At 59.3% G+C, this 20,947-nt stretch carries 19 protein-coding genes and 1 pseudogene; 2 read left to right on the forward strand and 18 right to left on the reverse strand.

What is annotated here, in order from left to right:
• Nucleotides 1-61 precede the first annotated feature (61 nt).
• On the reverse strand, nucleotides 62-700 hold the full coding sequence (locus INF68_RS13340; RefSeq protein WP_126786281.1) for a LysE family translocator: 639 nt from the start codon (nucleotides 698-700) through the stop codon (nucleotides 62-64).
• A gap of 47 nt (nucleotides 701-747) precedes the next feature.
• A complete protein-coding gene (locus INF68_RS13345; RefSeq protein ID WP_126786282.1) occupies nucleotides 748-1,491 on the reverse strand; it encodes an AraC family transcriptional regulator in 744 nt (247 codons plus the stop codon).
• Between the two features lie 151 nt (nucleotides 1,492-1,642).
• Here INF68_RS13345 and INF68_RS13350 point away from each other — a divergent pair, with 151 nt between their 5' ends.
• Nucleotides 1,643-3,013, forward strand: a complete 1,371-nt coding sequence (locus tag INF68_RS13350) for an NAD-dependent succinate-semialdehyde dehydrogenase (RefSeq protein ID WP_126786283.1) — start codon at nucleotides 1,643-1,645, stop codon at nucleotides 3,011-3,013.
• Between the two features lie 44 nt (nucleotides 3,014-3,057).
• Here the strand turns inward: INF68_RS13350 and INF68_RS13355 are convergent, their stop codons facing one another.
• The gene (locus tag INF68_RS13355; protein ID WP_028015390.1) at nucleotides 3,058-3,378 is read right to left on the reverse strand and encodes a hypothetical protein; all 321 of its coding nucleotides are present in this window, start codon (nucleotides 3,376-3,378) and stop codon (nucleotides 3,058-3,060) included.
• Nucleotides 3,378-3,923 (reverse strand): YfaZ family outer membrane protein, encoded by a 546-nt coding sequence (locus INF68_RS13360; protein WP_023310269.1) that lies wholly within the window; start codon nucleotides 3,921-3,923, stop codon nucleotides 3,378-3,380. The genes INF68_RS13355 and INF68_RS13360 overlap by 1 nt, the downstream gene beginning before the upstream one ends.
• A gap of 411 nt (nucleotides 3,924-4,334) precedes the next feature.
• Here INF68_RS13360 and INF68_RS13365 point away from each other — a divergent pair, with 411 nt between their 5' ends.
• Nucleotides 4,335-5,693, forward strand: coding sequence for an esterase-like activity of phytase family protein (locus INF68_RS13365; protein ID WP_126786284.1), 1,359 nt, complete (start codon nucleotides 4,335-4,337; stop codon nucleotides 5,691-5,693).
• 401 nt (nucleotides 5,694-6,094) lie between these two features.
• Here INF68_RS13365 and yjiA read toward each other — a convergent pair whose 3' ends face one another.
• The 14 genes and pseudogenes from yjiA to hpaG all read right to left on the reverse strand — a co-directional run bounded on the left by yjiA (nucleotide 6,095) and on the right by hpaG (nucleotide 20,912).
• Nucleotides 6,095-7,048, reverse strand: coding sequence for a GTPase (yjiA, locus tag INF68_RS13370; RefSeq protein WP_126786285.1), 954 nt, complete (start codon nucleotides 7,046-7,048; stop codon nucleotides 6,095-6,097).
• 10 nt (nucleotides 7,049-7,058) lie between these two features.
• Nucleotides 7,059-7,262, reverse strand: coding sequence for a YbdD/YjiX family protein (locus INF68_RS13375; RefSeq protein WP_003856610.1), 204 nt, complete (start codon nucleotides 7,260-7,262; stop codon nucleotides 7,059-7,061).
• Nucleotides 7,263-7,350: 88 nt separating this feature from the next.
• The gene (locus INF68_RS13380; protein ID WP_047346241.1) at nucleotides 7,351-9,504 is read right to left on the reverse strand and encodes a carbon starvation CstA family protein; all 2,154 of its coding nucleotides are present in this window, start codon (nucleotides 9,502-9,504) and stop codon (nucleotides 7,351-7,353) included.
• 191 nt (nucleotides 9,505-9,695) lie between these two features.
• Nucleotides 9,696-10,613, reverse strand: coding sequence for a YafY family protein (locus INF68_RS13385; protein ID WP_126786286.1), 918 nt, complete (start codon nucleotides 10,611-10,613; stop codon nucleotides 9,696-9,698).
• A gap of 179 nt (nucleotides 10,614-10,792) precedes the next feature.
• Nucleotides 10,793-11,305 (reverse strand): 4-hydroxyphenylacetate 3-monooxygenase reductase subunit, encoded by a 513-nt coding sequence (locus tag INF68_RS13390; protein ID WP_023310274.1) that lies wholly within the window; start codon nucleotides 11,303-11,305, stop codon nucleotides 10,793-10,795.
• A 17-nt stretch (nucleotides 11,306-11,322) separates the two neighbouring features.
• Nucleotides 11,323-12,885 (reverse strand): 4-hydroxyphenylacetate 3-monooxygenase, oxygenase component, encoded by a 1,563-nt coding sequence (gene hpaB, locus INF68_RS13395; protein WP_109846342.1) that lies wholly within the window; start codon nucleotides 12,883-12,885, stop codon nucleotides 11,323-11,325.
• A gap of 177 nt (nucleotides 12,886-13,062) precedes the next feature.
• Nucleotides 13,063-13,995, reverse strand: a complete 933-nt coding sequence (gene hpaA / locus INF68_RS13400) for a 4-hydroxyphenylacetate catabolism regulatory protein HpaA (protein WP_063439871.1) — start codon at nucleotides 13,993-13,995, stop codon at nucleotides 13,063-13,065.
• Nucleotides 13,996-14,004: 9 nt separating this feature from the next.
• Nucleotides 14,005-15,286: pseudogene (hpaX, locus tag INF68_RS13405) on the reverse strand (4-hydroxyphenylacetate permease).
• Nucleotides 15,287-15,307: 21 nt separating this feature from the next.
• Nucleotides 15,308-16,105, reverse strand: coding sequence for a 4-hydroxy-2-oxoheptanedioate aldolase (hpaI, locus tag INF68_RS13410; RefSeq protein ID WP_126786287.1), 798 nt, complete (start codon nucleotides 16,103-16,105; stop codon nucleotides 15,308-15,310).
• 10 nt (nucleotides 16,106-16,115) lie between these two features.
• A complete protein-coding gene (gene hpaH, locus INF68_RS13415) occupies nucleotides 16,116-16,919 on the reverse strand; it encodes a 2-oxo-hept-4-ene-1,7-dioate hydratase (protein WP_126786288.1) in 804 nt (267 codons plus the stop codon).
• Nucleotides 16,920-16,927: 8 nt separating this feature from the next.
• The gene (locus INF68_RS13420) at nucleotides 16,928-17,308 is read right to left on the reverse strand and encodes a 5-carboxymethyl-2-hydroxymuconate Delta-isomerase (RefSeq protein ID WP_126786289.1); all 381 of its coding nucleotides are present in this window, start codon (nucleotides 17,306-17,308) and stop codon (nucleotides 16,928-16,930) included.
• 9 nt (nucleotides 17,309-17,317) lie between these two features.
• Nucleotides 17,318-18,169, reverse strand: coding sequence for a 3,4-dihydroxyphenylacetate 2,3-dioxygenase (gene hpaD, locus INF68_RS13425; protein ID WP_126786290.1), 852 nt, complete (start codon nucleotides 18,167-18,169; stop codon nucleotides 17,318-17,320).
• A 2-nt stretch (nucleotides 18,170-18,171) separates the two neighbouring features.
• Nucleotides 18,172-19,638: a 5-carboxymethyl-2-hydroxymuconate semialdehyde dehydrogenase gene (gene hpaE, locus INF68_RS13430; RefSeq protein WP_126786291.1), complete on the reverse strand. Its 1,467-nt coding sequence runs from the start codon at nucleotides 19,636-19,638 to the stop codon at nucleotides 18,172-18,174.
• On the reverse strand, nucleotides 19,635-20,912 hold the full coding sequence (gene hpaG / locus INF68_RS13435; protein WP_126786292.1) for a 4-hydroxyphenylacetate degradation bifunctional isomerase/decarboxylase: 1,278 nt from the start codon (nucleotides 20,910-20,912) through the stop codon (nucleotides 19,635-19,637). Before hpaG ends, hpaE begins: the two co-directional genes overlap by 4 nt.
• Between the last annotated feature and the right edge of the window lie 35 nt (nucleotides 20,913-20,947).

The following is a 20,947-nucleotide window of genomic DNA, read 5'->3' on the forward strand; positions in this document are numbered from 1 at the left end:
TGATTTGCAATAATTCATGGGTGTCATGAATGTGTATTTCAATACAGATGATGGAGCCGGGTCATATAGCACTAACGCATAACCGCCACAGCACCCACCCACCAAACCCCATCAGCACTGCCCCCGCCGTGCGCTCAATCCACCACAGCGAACGGCTGAGCTTGTGTTGCACCGCCGATAGTCCCATCAGGGACACCAGCGCCAGATCCCACACCAGCACCACCATCACCATCCAGACGCCGCAGGTCGCCTGCTGAAGCAGCGTGACGTCCGGCCCCAGTAACGCCGTCATCAGCGCCAGATAGAACAGCGCGTTCTTCGGGTTTAACAGCGCCGAACCGAGCCCCAGCAGGATCTGCTTTTGCAGCGAGGGAAAGCGCTGGTGGGTTTCATTCAGCGCCAGCGCCTGGTGGCGGCTGCGAATCAGATGCGATCCGATCCACAGCAGGTACAGCGCCCCGCAAAGCTCGATCAGCGTAAACAGCCACGTAAACTGGCGCAGCGCGCTCCAGCCGATAATCACCAGAAGAATATAAAGCGCGTTACCCGCGGCGATGCCGAGGCACAGTCCGGCGCTACCCCGCAGCCGATAGCGCGCGGCGTAGCCCACCAGCAGGAAGAAATCCGGGCCCGGGCTTAGCAGGGCAACAAAATGCGCCAGCGCCAGGGCGAGAAAAGCGGAAGGGAATAACAGTTCCATAGCGACCTCAATTAACAATCCGAGGTCAGAGTACGGCGCTGCAGAACCTATTTATTGTCTGATATTGATCGGCCGGTGGCGTACTGGCGTGGCGTGGCGGCGGTATAGCTGACGAAGGTCTTATGAAAATGGCTCTGGTCGGCAAAGCCGCTCTGGTAGCCAACGTCGGCAATATCATCCCCAGCGCGCAGCCGCGCTTTAGCGTATTCCACGCGGGAGATGTTGAGAAAGCTGCCCGGCGTCAGGCCGGTGTCCTGCCTGAAGGTGCGAATTAGCGTCTCCTTGCGCAACGAGAAGCGTTGAGCAAGTTCGTCGAGGGAGGGCGGGCTGGTGAGATCGGAAAGTAACGCCTGCTGAATCTGCTGGCTGGTTCCGCTAAGCGCGTCAGCGTTATACGCTGCGCGGGGAAGGGCAGAAAGCAGCGTCTCCAGTGATGCCGGAGACAGGGTCTCGACAACGTCCAGGTAATGGGCAAACAGGGTTGGGCTACGAATCACCTGTAGCGCCAGCGGAAGCCCGGTGTCGATGTAGAGCATATGGTAGCTGCGGGGTTGCCCGGCGACGGGGTTACAGCTGTGCGGCGCACAGGCCGGGATCACGATGAGGTCCCCGGGGTTAAGGATGTACTCTCTGTCGTGACACACGCAGCAGGTCTGGCCCTCCACAATCGCGCCGATGGAGAGCTGAGAGTGACTGTGGCGTTTGTACGCCTGCGTACTCTGCCAGGTGCTGCGCAGCTCAAGGCCTGAGGTGCGGTGAAAAGTCTGGCGGATATGTCGGGTATCGGTCATGGGCGCTCCTTCTGAAGATTTTTTATACCATGTCAGCGACCCCTCTGGCAGCGCTTCATTAAGAACCTTCCGGATATACCCAACTTTACGTCCATAGCCAGTCATGTTGACTACCCTTAATACCCTAAGCGGTAAAACAAGGAGATTCGACATGGCTTATCAGACAGTAAATCCTGCTACTAACCAGCTCATCAAAGAATACCCCTCACATACCGACGCGGATATCGAAGCGGCGCTGAAGGCGGCCGATGCGCTTTATCATTCGGACTGGGCGAAAGGCGACATCAGCCAGCGCCTGCCGGTGCTGCATAAGCTTGCCGATCTGATCGACGAGCGCGTGGAGGATCTGGCTAAAATCGCCAGCCAGGAGATGGGTAAGCTCATCGAACAGAGCCGCGGCGAGGTGAAGCTGTGCGCGCAGATCGCGCGCTACTACGCCGACAACGCGAAGCAGTTCCTGGCCTCGGTGAAGTACGACTCTGAGCTCGGGGAAGCCTGGGTGGAGCATCACCCGATTGGCGTGCTGATGGCCGTTGAGCCGTGGAACTTCCCGTACTACCAGCTGATGCGCGTGCTGGCGCCAAACCTGGCGGCGGGGAACCCCGTCATCGCCAAGCATGCCAGCATCGTGCCGCACTGCGCCGAAACCTTTGCCCATCTGGTGCGCGAGGCGGGCGCGCCGGAAGGGGCGTGGACCAACCTGTTTATTTCGTCCGAGCAGGTGGCGAATATCATTGCTGACGATCGCGTGCAGGGCGCTGCATTAACCGGCTCCGAAAAGGCCGGCAGCGCGGTGGCCGCGCAGGCGGCGAAGCACATCAAGAAATCCACGCTGGAGCTGGGCGGTAACGACGTGTTCGTGGTGCTGGATGACGCAGACCTTGAGAAGGCCGTGAAAATTGGCGTTAACGCGCGGCTCAACAACGCCGGGCAGGTCTGCACCGCGGCGAAGCGCTTTATCCTGCATGAAAAGATTGCGGATGCCTTCCTGAGCAAATTCACCGAGGCGTTTAAGCAGGTGAAGATTGGCGATCCGCTGGACGAAAGCACCACGCTGGGGCCGCTGTCGTCTAAAGATGCGCTCGAAACGCTGACCAAACAGGTTAACGAGGCGGTGAAAAACGGTGCGACGCTGCACTATGGCGGCAAACCGGCGCAGCGCGACGGGAGTTTCTTCGAACCGACGATCCTGACGAATATCTCCCGCGATAACCCGGCGTATTTCGAAGAGTTCTTCGGCCCGGTGGCGCAGATGTACGTGGTGAAAAACGACGACGAGGCGGTCGCGCTGGCGAACGACTCCCACTACGGCCTTGGCGGGGCGGTATTCAGCCAGAATATCGAGCGCGCGAAGAAAATGGCGTCGCGGATTGAGACCGGGATGGTGTATATCAACTGGCTCACCGATACCGCACCGGAGCTGCCGTTCGGTGGCGTGAAGCGCTCCGGCTACGGACGCGAGCTGTCGGATCTGGGGATCAAAGAGTTTGTGAACCAGAAGCTGGTGGTGGTGCGTAAGTAAGAGATAATAAAAAAACCTGCCAATCGGCAGGTTTTTTTGAGGGATTATTGCACTTCGATCTTGTCCCAGCCGCTTTTGAACATGCAGCTGTCGACTAACGTATCCCGGCGATATTCATTCGCGTCTTCAACCGTGTAGCTCGTGGAAATATCCTTTTTCTTGTTCTTTTTGTCCGTTTTTTCCGAGCTGGATCCGGTCACGACGTTATCCGGGGGCAGATCGATTAGCGCCTGCGCTTCGCATTCCGTGAGCTTTTTATTCATTTCCGCATCGCTGACGCCCGGTTTCACCCATTTGTACTGGACGCAGCCGGTGAGCATCAGCGTGAGGCTCAGAACGCAAAGCGCGGTTATGCGGTGTTTCATCAGAAGGTGACTCCACCGCCTACATATGCGCCGTCAATCAGCGTGTGGCCAGGACGACCGTCTTTGCCATCCACGCTCACGTGGCGGTAGCCCACTTTCAGGGTCACTGGCGTAATTGGCGTCCAGCTTACGCCGCCGTTAGCTTCGACGTAGTTTTTCACGCTGTTGTTCAGGCCTTCTGGCGCCACATAGCCTTCACCGTACACGTGGATGCTGTCGGTCAGGGCAACGTTTACGCCGCCGCCAATCGGGAACGCCACGCCGTTATCGCCTTTTTTCGGGCCGAGGTAGATGGCTTTTGCGCCCGCATTCAGCATCACCGGGCCAAGACCCAGGTTGTAGCCTGCGCCCACGCCCCCGGTCTGGGTACCGTCATCGGTGTTTTTGAGCCAGTTGCTTTCGAGATAAACACCGGATGAGGATTTCCCCATTTCCAGATTGAGGTTGGTAAAGTTTTTACCCTGCTCAACGGTGCCGCCCATCGCCAGTGCGGAACCCGATACGGCAGCCAGAGCAGAAAGAAGAAGGATATTCAGTTTTTTCATGTTTTTTGCCTCGTCATTAAATTCATCTGGGCGCACCTTAACAAGCGATGTTAATGACTGCAAATGTGATATAAATCGCGGTTTTATACTGATATTGTTAACTTTTTTATTGAAGTTGTTGCAATGATGTTTGATTGTCGGGGTGTCAACAGGGGATGTTTTTAGCGTTTAGGGACCGTTTAGTTTTTTGACTAAACATAAACTGAACGAGGTGGGGATAGTGATTTGAGATGAATTAATTGGGTTTCTAATAATTTCCAAAAATGTTTCGCCTGTCACACAAAACAACAAAGCCTTACATTTCGAGCGATGAATATACGTTCAATCGCGCAGGCCGGTTTCCCTTCCATGTCATTTTTCTGACACGTTTATTCTTTACGTTGTTGGCTTCACTAACTGGATGCTAACAATATGAAAAGAAAAATTATTCCTGTACTAATCGGCTGTGCGCTCTCTTTCTCTGGCCTGGCGGCGCAACCCACTGCTGAGCGCTATGTCGTCAGCTTCCCTGAAGGCTCCCACGTGAGCTACAGCGGCGCGTTTGCCAGCGCGTTTCCGGACGGACTCCCCGTGGGCATTGGCTCCGGCCTGCTGTTTACGGGCAAGCAGGGCGACGCCCTGACCTTTGCGACCGTGACCGATCGCGGTCCAAACGCCGATGCGCCAAAAATGGGTAAAAACGAAGCCAAAATATTTGTCACGCCAGATTTCGCGCCGCTGCTGATGACCATCCGCGTCCAGAACGGCAAAGCGGAGGCTGTTGATGCCCGCCCGCTGCATGATGATAAAGGCGAGATCAACGGTCTGCCGCTGCAAAGCGGCGTGATTGGCTCCACCAATGAAGTGGCGTTCAGCGATACCCTCAAGACCCTGAAGGGTGACAACCGCGGCCTGGACACGGAAGGCATCACGCCGGACGGGAAAGGGGGCTACTGGCTGTGCGACGAATATGGCCCGTTCCTGATTAACGTCGACAGCAAAGGGAAGATCCTGGCGATCCACGGTCCGCAGGCGGCGGAAGGGGAGAAATCCATCGCGGGCGGCCTGCCAAACATTATCAAATGGCGCCAGGCGAACCGGGGCTTTGAGGGCCTGACCCGGATGCCGGACGGGCGGATTATCGCCGCCGTGCAAAGTACGCTGGATATCGACGGTAAGAGCAAAAAGCAGGCGCTGTTTACGCGTCTGGTGAGCTTCGACCCGGCGACCGGGAAAACCGCGATGTACGGTTACCCTATCGACAGCGCGGCCTACAGCAAAAACAGCGACGCCAAAATCGGCGACATCGTGGCGCTCGATGACCAGCACATCCTGCTGATTGAGCAGGGAAGCGATAAAAACGACGGCATGCGTAACCTTATCTACAAGGTGGATCTCAGCAAGGCGAGCGACCTGACCGCCTTCGACAAGCCGGGCGAGTACCCGGAGTTTGATGATGAGAAAACCCTGGCGCAGCGCGGCATTACCCTTGCGGCAAAAACGCAGATGGTCGATCTCCGCGCGCTGGGCTGGCAGCAGGAGAAGGCCGAAGGGCTGGCGCTGATCGACAGCAAAACGCTTGCGGTGGCGAACGATAACGACTTTGGCGTGAAGGTGGCGATGCAAAACCCGGTCGAGGGCAAGAAGCTCAAGGATTATCGGGTGAACGCGGAAGGCAAGCTGACGCTGGATGATAAACCGGTGGAAACCACGCTCAGCGTGAAGCCGCTGAAAAAGCCGGAGTCGGACAGCGAGCTGTGGATTGTGACGCTGCCGGAGGCGGTGAAATAAGTATCCCCACAAAATAATGCCTGCACAGACGCCCCCTCTCCCTTGAGGGAGAGGGCTGGGGTGAGGGGGAACATACGGCTCTGGAGGTCATTCCGTTCACTTCATGTTCCTTGCTACTCTGTAACGGCATGACCGGTGAACGTGCCAGGGTGGCTCAATCGCCACCACCCTGGCGACCCGGGCTCCCGGCGGTAAATCGCCGCTTCGCGGTACCCTCAGCTTATTCCTTCAGGCTATCGGGTCGGGCATGAGCCTGCATCCCTGCGCCTCGCGCCAGCCTTACGGAAACGCCTCGGCGATTTACAGCCGGACCAGGACATCGCTGTAATTTATTCATTTTTCTGAAGCAATATTCATCGCTTCAGGTTAATAAATTACTGGGCAGAGGGGATGCATAGCGGTTATTTCTTCAGCCCTGCAAACGCTGCCCGAATCTCCTCTTCCGGCAGTTGGATGCCAATAAACACCATCACGCTGTGCGGCGATTCATCGCCCCACGGCCTGTCCCAGTCGGCGCTGTACAGGCGCTGTACACCCTGAAACAGCAGGCGGTTCGGCTCGCCGTCAATCCACAGCATCCCTTTGTAGCGCAGCAGCTTGTCGGCAAACGAGAGCAGCAGGTTCTCCATCACGCGCGAAACCTCGCCTATGTCCACCGGGTAGTCCAGCTCCACCACAATCGACGCCACGTCGTTTTGCTTATCTCCCAGAAAGTGGAAGCGCGGTTTTGCGGTCACGTTCTCTTCCAGCATAAAGCCGTTGGTGTTGAACAGCTGAGACAGATCGATGTCGCCGTGCGTCACCGTGTAAACCGGCGCGCGGGAGTTAATGCGCGTCAGGCGCTCGCGCAGTTTTTCGCTTTCGCCCGCCACGTCGGTTTTGGTCAGCAGGATGCGGTCGGCGTAGCCCACCTGAGACTGGGCGATGGTGAACTGGTTCATCTGATCGTCGGCGTGAACCGCGTCGACCAGGGCAATCACGCCGTCCAGCAGGTAGCGCTGGCAGAGGATCTCGTGAGAGAAAAAGGTCTGAATAATCGGGCCGGGGTCGGCCATGCCGGTGCATTCGATCACCAGGCGGTCAAAGTCGATCCCGCCGCGATCGCGGCTGTCGAGCAGGTCCAGCAGGGCGTCTTCCAGCTCGTTAGAGCGAGTACAGCAGATGCAGCCGTTGGTGAGGGTTTTGATCTGGGTGGCGCGATCGCCGATCAATTGATCGTCAACGGAGACCTCGCCGAATTCGTTTTCGATGACGGCGATTTTGAAGCCGTGCTGTTCGTTCAGGATGTGGCGCAGCAGGGTGGTTTTACCGGCGCCGAGGAAACCGGTCAGCAGGGTAACGGCAATCGGGGTCATGGTCTCTCCTTTAGCAGCAGCGAACGCCGCCTTCTCCACTTCCGCCGTAGCGCGCTTCCTGGCGCTCGCGGAAGAATTCGGTGTAGGTCATGTACGGCTTATCCGGATGGTTGGTCTTCATATGCTCAACGTAGTTGTCATAGTCCGGAATGCCAATCAGCATTTTCGCCGCCTGACCGAGGTATTTTTTTGCTTCGCCTAAGTTACCAAACATTGTGGGTTCCAGACAGAAAAAGCCCGGCGATGTGAGTCCGCTGGGCTTATGTTCCCCTCACCCAAAGGGAGAGGGGGAGGATTGCGGATTAATGGTGTGAAGAGGTCTTCACGCCGCCTTCCGGCACCGGCACGTACGGGGTTTCTTTATCCGTACGGCCGTCGGCGTTGCGCACTTTCAGCCAGGTTTTGATGCCGTAGAAGATGATGCTGTACACCACCACCAGGAACAGAATGCTCAGTCCCGCGTTGGTGTAGTTGTTCACCACGATATGGTTCATGTTGGCAATCTGCTGCGCGGTCAGGTCCGCGCCGCCTGCGGCAATCTTCTCTTTGTACTGGTTAGCCATGAAGAAGAAGCCTTCCAGCTGCGGGTTGGCGCTGAACAGCTTCAGGCCAAGCGCCCAGGTGGTGCAGAGCAGCAGCCACAGTGCAGGAACAACGGTTACCCAGATGTATTTGGTGCGCTTCATCTTCACGAGGACCACGGTACCCAGCACCAGAGCAACGGCTGCGAGCATCTGGTTAGAGATACCGAACAGCGGCCACAGGCTCTTCACGCCGCCGAGCGGGTCGACAACGCCCTGATACAGCAGGTAGCCCCACAGGCCGACGCAGCCCGCAGTACCCAGAATGCCCGCTACCAGAGAGTCGGTTTTCTTCAGGAACGGCACGAAGTTACCGAGCAGGTCCTGCAGCATGAAGCGGCCCGCACGGGTACCGGCGTCCAGCGCGGTCAGGATGAACAGCGCTTCGAACAGAATACCGAAGTGGTACCAGAAGCCCATGTCCGCCCACGGCAGCACCTTGTGGAACACGTGTGCGATACCGACGGCCAGCGTCGGCGCGCCACCGGCGCGGTTCAGCACGGACGGTTCGCCGATGTCTTTCGCGGTTTGCATAATCTGCTCAGGCGAAATCACGAAGCCCCAGGAGCTGACGGTCGCTGCCGCATGTGCGCTGGCGTCCTTCAGTTGCGCCATAATCAGCGCCGCGTTGTCACCGCCCATCTCGTGCAGGTTAGGCATGGTAATGCCGAGGCCCGCAGGCGGGGTGTTCATCGCGAAGTAGAGACCCGGTTCGATAATGGACGCGGCAACCAGCGCCATGATCGCCACGAAAGACTCCATCAGCATTGCGCCGTAGCCGATCAGACGCGCGTCTTTCTCGTTCGCCAGTAGCTTAGGCGTGGTACCGGAGGCAATCAGGGCGTGGAAGCCGGAGACCGCACCGCAGGCGATGGTGATGAACAGGAACGGGAACAGGGCGCCTTTCCACAGCGGGCCGGTACCGTCGATGTACTGCGTGACCGCAGGCATTTTCAGGTCCGGGTTAATCACCAGGATACCGATCGCCAGACCGACGATAACGCCGATTTTCAGGAAGGTCGCCAGGTAGTCACGCGGGGCCAGAATCAGCCAGACCGGCAGCAGCGCGGAGATAAACGCATAGCCAATCAGCGCGAAGGTAATGGTGGTGTCCTTGAAGGTCAGCGCCGGGCCCCAGTACGGGTCGTGCGCAATCACGCCGCCGAAGTAGATGGAGGCCACCAGCAGCACGATACCAATCACTGACACTTCGCCCACGCGTCCCGGACGCAGGAAGCGCATGTAGATACCCATGAACAGCGCAATCGGCACGGTTGAGCAGACGGTGAAGACGCCCCACGGGCTTTCGGCCAGCGCTTTCACCACGATCAGGGCCAGCACCGCGAGGATGATGATCATAATCAGGAAGCAGCCGAACAGGGCGATAGTCCCCGGCACGCGGCCCATCTCTTCTTTGACCATCTCACCCAGAGAGGCGCCGTTACGGCGAGAAGAGATAAACAGCACCATAAAGTCCTGCACCGCACCCGCCAGCACCACGCCGGCGAGCAGCCACAGGGTTCCCGGCAGGTAGCCCATCTGCGCGGCCAGCACCGGGCCGACCAGCGGACCTGCGCCGGCGATAGCGGCAAAGTGGTGACCAAACAGCACGTAGCGGTTGGTTGGCACGTAGTTCAGGCCGTCATTGTTAATGACCGCCGGGGTGGCGCGCGTTGGGTCGAGCTTCATGACCTTCTGCGCGATGTACAAGCTGTAGTAGCGATAAGCAACAAGATAGACGGAAACGGACGCGACCACGATCCACAGGGCGCTTACGTGTTCGCCCCGGCGTAATGCGACAACCGCCAGACAGAAAGCGCCGAGGATCCCGAGTAAGGCCCAGGGCACGTGCTTCAGTAGTTTTTTAGTATCCATAGTAAGACCTGGTTTTTTATGTAAAGAAAAAAGGGTCAGAGTTCGTTGTGAGGAGGTATTGATTAATGCTGGAGCGATCGTGCCAGATCCTCGCGCGTGTAAAGGACGGTAAATGAATGAGTGGTTGAAAGTGCCGGGTGAGCGGTCAAAGGGGGCGACGAGCGGTTCCGGCTCGCCGCCAGGGGGCGAAATTATGTGATTGAGATCACTTGATTATTCTGATTACGCTCCACGGCCAGATAGTTCTCCAGGGTTCTAATCAGTTTTTCCTTCAGCCAGTTCGGTTCCAGAATCTGAATGTGGGGCAGCCAGTAGAACAGCAGCGGCAGGATCTGGTTCTCGTGCGCCGCCTGACAGCGCAGCGTGACGCCGCCCTGTTGCTCCTCTACCAGCTCCTGTTCCGGCAGAAGATCGCGGCGCAGGAAGTAATGTGAAATATTATCTTTGATAAATATTTTCACTGCGAAAGTATTTTCAGAGACCCAGGGGTCGAGGCTTTTCTCCAGCAGCTCAAGGACATTTTCTTCGGGCGTGAAGGTCGTTTTCTGAATATCGAACCAGCTAATCTGGCTCAATGAGAAGGATTTCAGCCGGTTATTTTCGGTGGCTTGTAAATACCATATATTTTTTTTGTTAATGAGTTTATAGGGATTAATCAGGCGGGTTTTGCCCTTATAAACGATCTGGCAAACATTATGGTTTTTAATCGATTTCTCGACTTTCGTTAAATGACGGCGAATATCGCGTTCTAACGTGTGTTCCGCTTCATTACCAAGAATAAGAATATGGTTTTCATCTACGCGCGTTTCCAGCTTCTGCCAGAATTCCGTATTTCTTTCAGGGAAAAAGCTGTCAGCATTCAGGAAGTTAGCAAGGGTGTGATGTAAGCCTTGTCCGCCGGGCGATTGCGCAGAATGGATCAGTCGATATAGCCCGTTACCGGTATGTTCAACAATAGGAGATAGGGCATTTAAATCCCGGTAGACGGTACGCTCGGTAATTTTAAATTTTTCCATTAGCGCACTGCGGTTTACCACACCGTTTAAATGTAGCTCAACCAGAATATCGACCAGACGTTCAGCCGAGCGGCTCCGCGTCGTTTTAGCCATAAGGTCATCCTGTATATTTAGGTATGCGCTGAATGATGCGGATGCACTGACAAAGGGTGTCAGTATTCAGTCACAGAAAATTTCTCTTATGGTTATATAACGGCGTGATTTAGCGGAAACCTTAGGAGTTTTTGTAGAAAGCGGCGCTGGCCGAAGAAAAAGGCCAGCGCGAGGGGGGATCACACGGCGGCTTCCGCCTCCAGCATGACCGGGTGGAAGCGGCGCTTGAAGTAGATCAGACCGTGTCCCGCGTCACTCAGAATGATGTTCTTAACTTCAACAAGGTAGACAAGATGCGTGCCGATGGTTTGCACCTGGCTAATCTCGCCTTCAAGGCTGGCGAGCGCGCCCTTGAGCACCGGCTGCGCCAGCGGTCCTTTCTGCCAGCAGGAGAGGGCAAAGCGCTCCTCCATCGTCATACCGGTCATCCCGGCGAAATGGCGAGCCATGATCTCCTGCTCGTGGTTCAGTACGTTAACGCACAGCCTGCCGTTGCCCTGAAATACCGGATTCATGGCGCTGTTGGCGTTGATGCACACCATAACCGACGGCGGGGTGTCCGTGACCGAACAGACGGCGGTGGCGGTAATGCCGCAGCGGCCGGCCTCGCCCTCGGTAGTGACCACATTAACCGCAGCCGACAGGCTGCTCATTGCGTCGCGAAAACGCAGGCGTTGTTCATCTGAATGCATTGCAACCTCCCGCTGCGCTATTTCAGCAGCTTGTCGAGCATGTTGATATCGCTGTTGTTGTGCAGGTGCGGCACCGTCCAGCCGTGCTGGTCGTACTCGGACATGCAGCGGTCGACCATCGCCATCATCTTGTCCATGTTGCCGGAGCTTTGCGCCTGGCGCAGACACTGCAGGCGGATCTCATCCTGGCTGCCGGAGTAGTTGATTTCGTACAGCTCGTGACGGCCGCCAAACTCGCTGCCGATGGCGTCCCACATCAGCTTCAAAATCTTGATGCGTTCGACGTGATCCATCCCGTTGGAGCCGCGCACGTATTTCGCCAGATACTGGTCGATCTGCGGGTTGTTCAGATCCCGGGCGCTGGACGGCAGGTAGATCAGACCGGACGTCACGTTACGCTCGATGATGTTCTTGATCTTGGCGTAGGCCATCGGCGCCATCACGCGGTAGGTTTGCAGCGCGGCGTGATCCGGCAGATACGCGCCGTTCACCCACGGGGTAGCTTCGGAACACATGGAGTCGCTCAGCGCCCAGAACATGTTGCGCCAGGCAACCACTTCGCCGAGATCCGCCTGCACGCCGCGGAACTCCAGGGTACCGGTGCACTCCAGGGATTTCTTCAGCAGGGCGGTGATGAAGTCGAGCTTCACCGCCAGACGCACGCAGGCCTGCAGCGGGTACATCCGCGCAAAGCCGCCTTCCATCGTCCAGCGACGGCAGCGGTCGAAATCGCGGTAGATCAGCACGTTTTCCCACGGGATCAGCACGTGATCCATCACCAGGATCGCGTCGTTCTCGTCGAAGCGGCTGGAGAGCGGGTAGTCGTACGGGGATCCGGTTGCGCCTGCCACCATCTCGTAAGAGGCGCGGGAGATCAGCTTCACGCCTTCGGCATCCATCGGCGCGACGAACATCAGCGCGAAGTCCGGGTTTTCGCCCATCACCTGTGCGGAGCCGAAGCCGATCATGTTGTAGTGGGTCAGCGCCGAGTTGGTTGCCACCACCTTCGCGCCGCTGACGATGATCCCGGCGTCGGTCTCTTTCTCCAGCTTGATGTAGACGTCTTTCACCTCGTCCGCCGGCTTGTGGCGGTCGATCGGCGGGTTAACGATGGCGTGGTTGAAGTACAGGCCGGTTTCCTGAATGCGCGTGTACCAGCTGCGGGCGTTCTGTTCGAACTGGCCATAGAAGGCCGGGTTGGCGCCGAGCGCGCAGCCGAACGCGGCTTTGTAGTCCGGCGTGCGGCCCATCCAGCCGTAGCTCAGGCGCGACCACTCGGCGATGGCGTCGCGCTGCTGGCGCAGGTCGTCGGCGCTTTTCGCCACACGGAAGAACTTGTGGGTGTAGCCGCCGCTGCCGGTGTCGGTGCCCCAGCAGAGGGTATCCTGCATGTCCGGCTTGTGAAGCGCGTCGTACATCTGCGCGATGGAGGCCGCCGCGTTGCGAAACGCCGGATGGGTGGTGACGTCGTTGACGCGCTCGCCGTAGATGTAAATCTCACGGCCGTCCTGCAGGCTTTTTAAATACTCTTCGCCGGTTAACGGACGTTTGGCATCAGCGCGGAAATCTTCAGGCTTCATAGGGACCTCGTATCGGAATAGGGTTGTTAAATTTATGTTTTGTTTTTGTTGTTTAATTGAAGCCTGAGAGGGGCGGAACGTGAAGGGACGATTGGGACAACGGCGGGTACTTTTCGCGAGAGATCGCAGAGTGTGATTTCTCTCACCCTAACCCTCTCCCAAAGGGAGAGGGGACGGTTACTCTCTCTCCCTTTGGGAGAGGGCCGGGGTGAGGGGAACAGGCGATACCGGTACTTTCTGCGCCCGATACGCGCTCGGCGAGCACCCCACTAAGCGGTTAAAAAACCGGGCAAAATAGGCCGGGTCCTTAAACCCCAGCTGCCAGGCAATGTCGCTGACCGCGCTGTCGGAGAAGAGCAGCAAGCGTCTGGCCTCCCGCAGCTGGCGGTCGAAGATCAGCCGCTTCGGCGGGCGGTTGGCGAAGCGGCGGCAGATATCGGTCAGGCGGGATTCGGTCAGGTGCAGCTCGCTGGCGTATTCCGGCACCGTCCAGTGCTGGTGGTAGTGGGCATCTATCAGCTGGGTAAAGCGCTGGAACAGCTTCAGCTCGCCGCGCATGCCGCCTGAAGCGTGGTCGTCGAGCTTCGCGTTGCGCAGCAGCAGGGTAAACACCGCCTGCGCCAGCAGGACCAGAGTATGTTCGCGCCCCGGCAGCTGTTCCGTGGATTCCCGGGCAATGAGCTGCCAGTAGTGCTTCAGCGCCGCCAGCTCGTCCGGCCTGTCGGCCAGCGAGAGGCAGATCCCCGGCAGGCCAAACGCCTCCCGCGTGCCGGGGTAGAGCACCTCCAGCAGCGGCCAGATGAGATCCTCGCGCACCGTCAGCACGTGTCCGTCGCTGTCGGATTCGGTGATAAACGCGTGCGGCACCGACGGCGGCGTGAGGACGAACAGCGGGGCCTGCACCGAGTAGCGGTGATCGTCGAGCTGGAGCTCAATCTGTCCGGTATCGAGAAAGTGCATCTGAAAATACTGGTCGTGACGGTGCGCCTGCATGTCGCGGCCAAAAAAGGCCGCCATGCGCGCGAACGACTGGTAGTGCACGTCGTCGGTGCCCAGACTTTCGTCGTACTCCTTGCTAATGTCGATGTTGGTAATGGGGCTCTGGCACATGGCGGCTCCCTAGTGGATCTTCTGCGCCGCGATGCCCGGCTCGCGCTCAAGGCTTTCGCGCTGCGTCATCGGGATGCGCGTCAACACCAGCGCGCCGACCACCAGCAGCCCGGCCACGAACCACAGCCCGGAGCTGAAGCTGCCGGTTGCATCACGCAGAATGCCGATCAGCAGCGGGCTAACGGCGGATCCGACGTTGCCGATGGCGTTGATCACCGCCAGTGCCACCGCGCGGGACTGCAGGCTAATCACCCGATCCGGCGTGGTCCAGAATATGGCCATGGCGGTAAAGGATCCGGTTGAGGCCATAATGATGCCAAGCAGCTGGATCAGGCTGTGATCGGTGGCCGAGGCCAGCATCCATCCCGCCGCGGCGAACAGGTACGGCAGGATGGTGTGCTTTTTTCGCTCTTTCAGCCTGTCGGAGCGTCGGCTCCACCAGATCATCCCGAGAATGGTGCAAAACTGCGGGATCGCCGCCAGCAGGCCGATGACGATATTGCTGCTCCCCGTGTTGAAGCTTTGCAGGATCTGCGGCGTCCAGATGTTGATGGCGCTGAGCGTGTTGGTCAGGCAGAAGTAGGCCAGCGTGTAGAGCAGCACCGCCGGGGTCAGCACTTCGCGCAGCGTCGAGCGCGGCGTGACGGATTGGGCAACGGCGACCTCCTGCTCGCGGGCGATCATCGTTTTCAGCGCCTGCTTTTCGTCATCATCCAGCCAGGTGGCCTGGTCAGGCGTGTCGTTGAGGTAAAACCAGGTCACCACGCCGAGCACCACCGACGGCAGCCCCTCGAGCAGGAACAGCCACTGCCAGCCCTTCAGGTTCCACAGCCCGTCCATCGCCAGAATATAGCCGGAGAGGATCGAGCCGAGCATCATGGTCATCGGCATGGCGATCATAAACAGCGCGTTGGCACGGGCGCGGTGATAGGCCGGGAACCACCAGGTGAGGTAGACCAGGATCCCCGGCAGGAAGCCCGCTTCCGCAATGCCCACCAGCATGCGCAGGACGTAGAGCGTTTCAGGGCTGGTGGCGAACATGGTGCAGGTGGAGGCGATGCCCCACACCACCATGATCCCGGCGATCCAGCGCCGCGGCCAGGCCAAACATGGTCGACGTAAGGCCCAGATCTTTGCCCATCGTCAGCCCGGCAAAGCCGATGTTGATGCGATCGAGAAACGAAAAGACAAACAGGATAAAGAGAAAGACGATCAGGCGTCGGAACAGCTTGTTAATGGCGCGATGTTCAACAGCTTTATTATCATGAGTTTGCAGGGTAGAGGTCGTCATGGTGCGCTCCAGATCTTACGTTTAGTAGACGGATTTATTGTTATTAACTGACGTAACCGGTTGTTCGATAAAACGTGCCGCCAGCGCTTCGGCGCTGCGGGCGAGCAGGGTGGTGTCGACGCCGACGGCGACAAACAGCGCGCCAAGCTCGAGGTAGCGTTTCGCCAGCGGCTCGTTCGCCATCAGGATGCCGGGCGCTTTGCCCGCGCTGAGGATCTGCGCGATAGCCTGCTCGATGGCGGCCTGCACCTCCGGGTGCTGCGGATTGCCGGCAAAGCCCATGTCGGCGCTCAGATCCGCCGGGCCGATAAACACGCCGTCGACGCCGTCTACGTCCAGGATCTGCGGCAGATTTTTCAGCGCCTCGCGGGTTTCAATCTGCACCAGCACGCACATGGCGTCGTTGGCCTGCTGCAGGTAGTCCGGGATGCGGTTCCAGCGCGAGGCGCGCGCCAGGGCGCTTCCGACGCCGCGAATGCCCGCGGGCGGGTAGCGGGTGGCACGTACTGCCAGCCGCGCTTCGTCGGCGTTTTGCACCATCGGCACCAGCAGGGTTTGCGCGCCCACGTCCAGCAGCTGTTTGATCTGCACCGGGTCGTTCCACGACGGGCGCACTACCGGCTGGCTGGGATAGGGCGCGATGGCCTGTAACTGGGCTAAGACGGTTTGCACATTATTCGGCGCGTGCTCGCCGTCGATCAGCAGCCAGTCGAAGCCTGCCCCCGCCAGCAGCTCGGCGCTGTAGCTGCTGGTGAGCCCCAGCCATAAACCGATTTGCGGGCGGCCAGCCTGCAGCGCCGCTTTGAATGCGTTTTGCATGGTTGCCTCCTTACACAAAGCGGCAGCTGATGGAGCCCATGTTGCCGTAGTCGACGTGGAAGGTGTCGCCCCTGCTTGCGGGCACCGGGCGGGTAAAGGAGCCGCCGAGAATAATCTGGCCGGGCTCAAGCTGCACGTCGTACGGTGCCAGCTTGTTCGCCAGCCACGCCACGCCGTTCGCCGGGTGGTTAAGCACGCCTGCGGCAACGCCGGTCTCTTCGATCACGCCGTTGCGGTAGAGCAGGGCGGAGATCCAGCGCAGATCCAGTTCGTCGGGCTTAATCGGGCGGCCGCCGAGGATCACCCCCGCGTTGGCGGCGTTATCGGAGATGGTGTCGAACACCTTGCGCGGGCGCTGGGTTTCCGGATCAACGTTGTGGCAGCGGGCGTCGATCAGCTCCAGAGCGGGGATGACGTAGTCCGTAGCGTTGTAGACGTCGAAGATCGTGCAGTTCGGGCCGCGCAGCGGTTTCGCCAGCGCGAAGGCCAGCTCCACTTCGATGCGCGGGACGATGAAGCGATCGACGGGAATGTCGCTGCCGTCGTGGAAAAACATGTCGTCCAGCAGCGCGCCATAGTCCGGCTCGCTAATCTGCGAGCTGGCCTGCATCGCTTTGGAGGTCAGGCCGATCTTGTGGCCCTTCAGCACGCGGCCTTCGGCAATCTTCAGGCTGACCCATTCGCGCTGGACGGCGTAGGCGTCGTCGATGGTGATCGTCGGGTAGTCGAGAGAGATCTGGCGGATCTGCTCCCGGGACTGCTCCGCCTGATGCAGACGATGGGCGATCAGAGTATGGGTGTGTTTATCGAGCATAAAAGACCTCAGCGAAAGAGCGTGTGCACGTTGTTTTGTTTGTAATTGAGCGTCGGGTGAAGCTCGTCGAGCTCAAACGACAGCGCCAGATAGCGAGCCGCCATCAGATCCGCGAAATGCGTTTTGATCAGCGCAAACAGCATCTCCCCCACGGCTTCCCGGCTCTCCAGGCTGCGCCCGGAGCCAATCTTCAGCGTCATATGCACAAAGGCGTAATCGTGCCTGCCGTCGGCCATCAGCCAGGTGTCCAGCCAGTGGGCGCGGCTGCGGATGCCGCCGATGGGAAAGATCCCCGTGGCGGCCAGCGCCTCGTTGACTTTGGCGAACAGCCCCGGCAGGTCCGCCTGCTCGCGGATGTTGTCGGTACATTCAGCAATAAAGTGCGGCATGGTGACTCCTTACGCGGGCAGCGGGAAAACGGCGTTAACCTGGCCGGTGCCGGAGCTGGCGAACAGCTCGGTGAGGAACTCCACCTTACCGTCGTACTGGTCCCAGCCGAGCATCCCCAGCAGCATCACCGTGTCGTGCATGTTGCCCTCGCCGTAGCAGTAGTCGGCGTACTCCGGCAGCATGCTGCAGAATTCTTTGAATTGCCCCTCGCGCCACAGCTTCACCACGCGCTCGTCTATCTGACGGTCGAACTCGCGGGTGTAGCTGTTCATCCCTTCCTCCGCGCGCTGGTCGTCGATAAAGCGGTGCGATAGCGAGCCGCTGGCGAGCACCGCCACGGTGCCGTCGTATTTCTCAATGGCGCTGACGATGGCCTCGCCCAGCCTGCGGCTGTCGGCGAAGTCGTGAACCGTGCAAAACGCCGAGATGGAGACTACTTTGAAGTGTTTATCCGCGTTCATGTAGCGCATCGGCACCAGCGTGCCGTACTCCAGCTTGAGGCTCGGGATGTTGTGCGCTTTGGCGCGCACGCCGAGCTTCACCGCCTCGTCGGCGATCAGCTGGCCGAGTTCCGGGTTGCCGTCGTAGTCGTAGGTCATGTCGCGGATAAAGTGCGGCAGCTCGTTGCTGGTGTAGACGCCCGCAAAATGGTCCGCACAGTTGATGTGGTACGCGCTGTTCACCAGCCAGTGGGTGTCGAACACGATGATGGTGTCCACGCCCAGCTCGCGGCAGCGCTTGCTGATTTCTTTATGTCCGTCGATGGCCGACTGGCGGCAGCCGTGGTTTTTCCCCGGCAGCTCGGAGAGGTACATCGACGGCACGTGGGTGATTTTTGCCGCTAGCGCTAATTTACCCATGGTCAGATCCCCCACTTTGGAATCGGATGGTCGCCCATGGAGATGCAGACGTTCTTCATCTCCGCGAACACTTCAAAGCTGTACTCCCCGCCCTCGCGGCCGGTGCCGGAGGCCTTCACGCCGCCAAACGGCTGACGCAGGTCGCGCACGTTCTGGGCGTTGACGAACACCATCCCCGCTTCGATATTCCGCGCCAGGCGCAGTACCTTGCTGACGTCCTGGGTCCAGATGTATGACGCCAGGCCGTACTCCACGTCGTTGGCCAGGCTCAGCCCTTCCGCTTCGTCCTTAAACGGCAGCAGGCAGGCCACCGGCCCGAAGATTTCTTCCTGCGCCACGCGCATGCGGTTATCGACGTCCGCCAGCACGGTTGGTCGCAGGAAATTGCCGCCCTTCAGGTGCGCAGGCAGGTCGGTCGGTTTGTCCGGGCCGCCCGCCAGCAGGGTTGCGCCTTCTTCAATGCCGAGGCGGATGTAGCCGGAAACCTTCTCCCAGTGCTGTTGGCTGATGAGCGCGCCAATCTGGGTATTCGGATCGGTCGGATCGCCTACGCGCAGGCGGTTGGCGCGCTCGGCAAATCGCTTCACGAATTCCGGATAGATACTCTGCTGGATGAAGATGCGCGAGCCCGCGGTGCAGCGCTCGCCGTTGATCGAGAAGATAGTGAACAGAGCGGCGTCCAGCGCGCGCTCGATGTCAGCGTCTTCAAAAATTAGCACCGGGGATTTGCCGCCCAGCTCCATGGAGTACTTCTTCAGCCCGGCGTTTTTCATGATGTTGCGCCCGGTGGCGGTGCCGCCGGTGAAGGAGACGGCGCGCACGTCGTGATGGCGCACCAGCGCGTCGCCCGCCGTCGCGCCGTAGCCCTGCACCACGTTGAGCACGCCCGCCGGAATGCCCGCCTCCAGCGCCAGCTCGCCCAGACGGTCGGCGGTCAGCGGGGAGAGTTCAGACATCTTCAGCACCGCGGTGTTTCCGAGTGCCAGGCACGGCGCGACCTTCCAGGTGGCGGTCATAAACGGCACGTTCCACGGCGACACCAGCGCGCAGACACCCACCGGCTGCACCAGGGTGTAGTTGAGCATCTTGTCGTCGACCGGGTAGGTTTTGCCGTTCATCTGCTGGCACACCTCGGCGAAGAACTCGAAGTTGTGCGAGGCGCGCGGAATGAGCACGTTTTTGGTCTGGTGGATCGGCAGGCCGGTATCGGCGGTTTCCATGGCGGCGATCTCGGGCACGTTCTGGTCGATCAGGTCGCCCAGACGACGCATCAGGCGCGCGCGTTCCTTCATCGGCAGGTTGGCCCATTTCGGGAACGCCTCTTTGGCGGCGGCGACGGCCTGCTGGACCTCTGCTTCACCGCCGGAGGCGACTTCTGCCAGCACCTCGCCGGAAGCCGGGTTGGTGGTGTGGAAGTATTCGCTTCCGGCGACGTTTTTACCGTTGATCCAGTGGTTAATCTTTTTCATTTTGTAGTCTCCTCGCTGACAATTCGGTTCACCAGGCGTCCCACGCCCTCCACTTCCACCACCACCTCATCGCCCGGCACCACGTCGGACAGCCCCTTCGGCGTGCCGGTGGCGATCATGTCGCCAGGCTGCAGGGTCATAAAATCGCTCAGGTACGCAATCAGGTACGGGATGCTGAAAATGAGATCGGCGGTGGTGCCTTCCTGGCGCAGCTCGCCGTTAACGAAGGTGCGCAGGGCGAGGTTATGCGGGTCGGGAATGGCCGCTTTCGGCACGATGTGGGGGGAAATGGGCGTCAGCCCGTCGCGGCTTTTTACCCGCAGGTTCGGGCGGTAGTAGTTTTCCAGGTAGTCGCGGATGGCGTAGTCGTTGCAGACCGTATAGCCCGCAACATAGTCCATCGCCTCGGCTTCGCTGACCTTACGCGCGGTTTTACCGATGACCACCACCAGCTCCGCTTCGTAATGCATGTATTCGATATTGTTCGGGCGCACCGACGTCTGGCCGTCGCCGTTGAAGGTGTTTGGCGCTTTGATAAATACCAGCGGCTCGGTTGGCGGCTTGAAGTCCAGCTCGCTGGCGTGGTCGGCATAGTTCAGGCCGAGGGCAAACAGCGTGGCGTGCGGCGGCGTGCTGTGCGCAATAGTGACGCTACGCTCATCCACCACCGGGTTTTCCAGCGGCGGAAAGCCTTCTGCCAGAACACGCACGCGATCGCCCGGGCGGATCTCAACGCGGCTTTGCGGGGTGCCGAGCAGGATCGCATCGCCGGGATTAAGGGTGGCGAACTCGCTCAGGGCGCTCAGCAGTTCGGCGGCGTTACGCTGAAGATCGGCCGTGCTCCAGTGATCCGCTTCGCGGCCGTTGATCTCGGTGATGATGGTCAGGTTATCCACGTTACCAACGGCGACAAGTTCGCCGAGCGGGCAAAATCCGTCCCGGCATTTGGCCTTGATGGCCGGGCGGTAGAAGCTCTCTTCCGGCAGGCTCACCTCGTTGGCGAGCGCATATCCCGCGATGTACTCCGCGGCGTCCTCCGCGCGCACCTTGCTGGCGGTTTTGCCCACGACCAGCGCCACCGTCGCACCGCTCAGCACCGTTTCCCCGTGAGGGAAGGGGATCGGCTCGCCCGCACGAATCACCGTGTTATGCGGCTTGATAAACCACACCGCCGTTTTCGGCGGCGTGTTGTAGGGCGCTTTTTCAAAGGCCTCACGCCAGGCTTCACGCTGGCTTTGATGGTTGAGGGCGACGGCAAAAACGGTACCTTTCATTCATATACTCCTCACCCCGGCGGTCCGGGTTGTGA

The organism is Enterobacter cloacae complex sp. P16RS2, assembly GCF_014982155.1.
In the GTDB taxonomy this organism is placed as follows: Bacteria; Pseudomonadota; Gammaproteobacteria; order Enterobacterales; family Enterobacteriaceae; genus Enterobacter; species Enterobacter cloacae_M.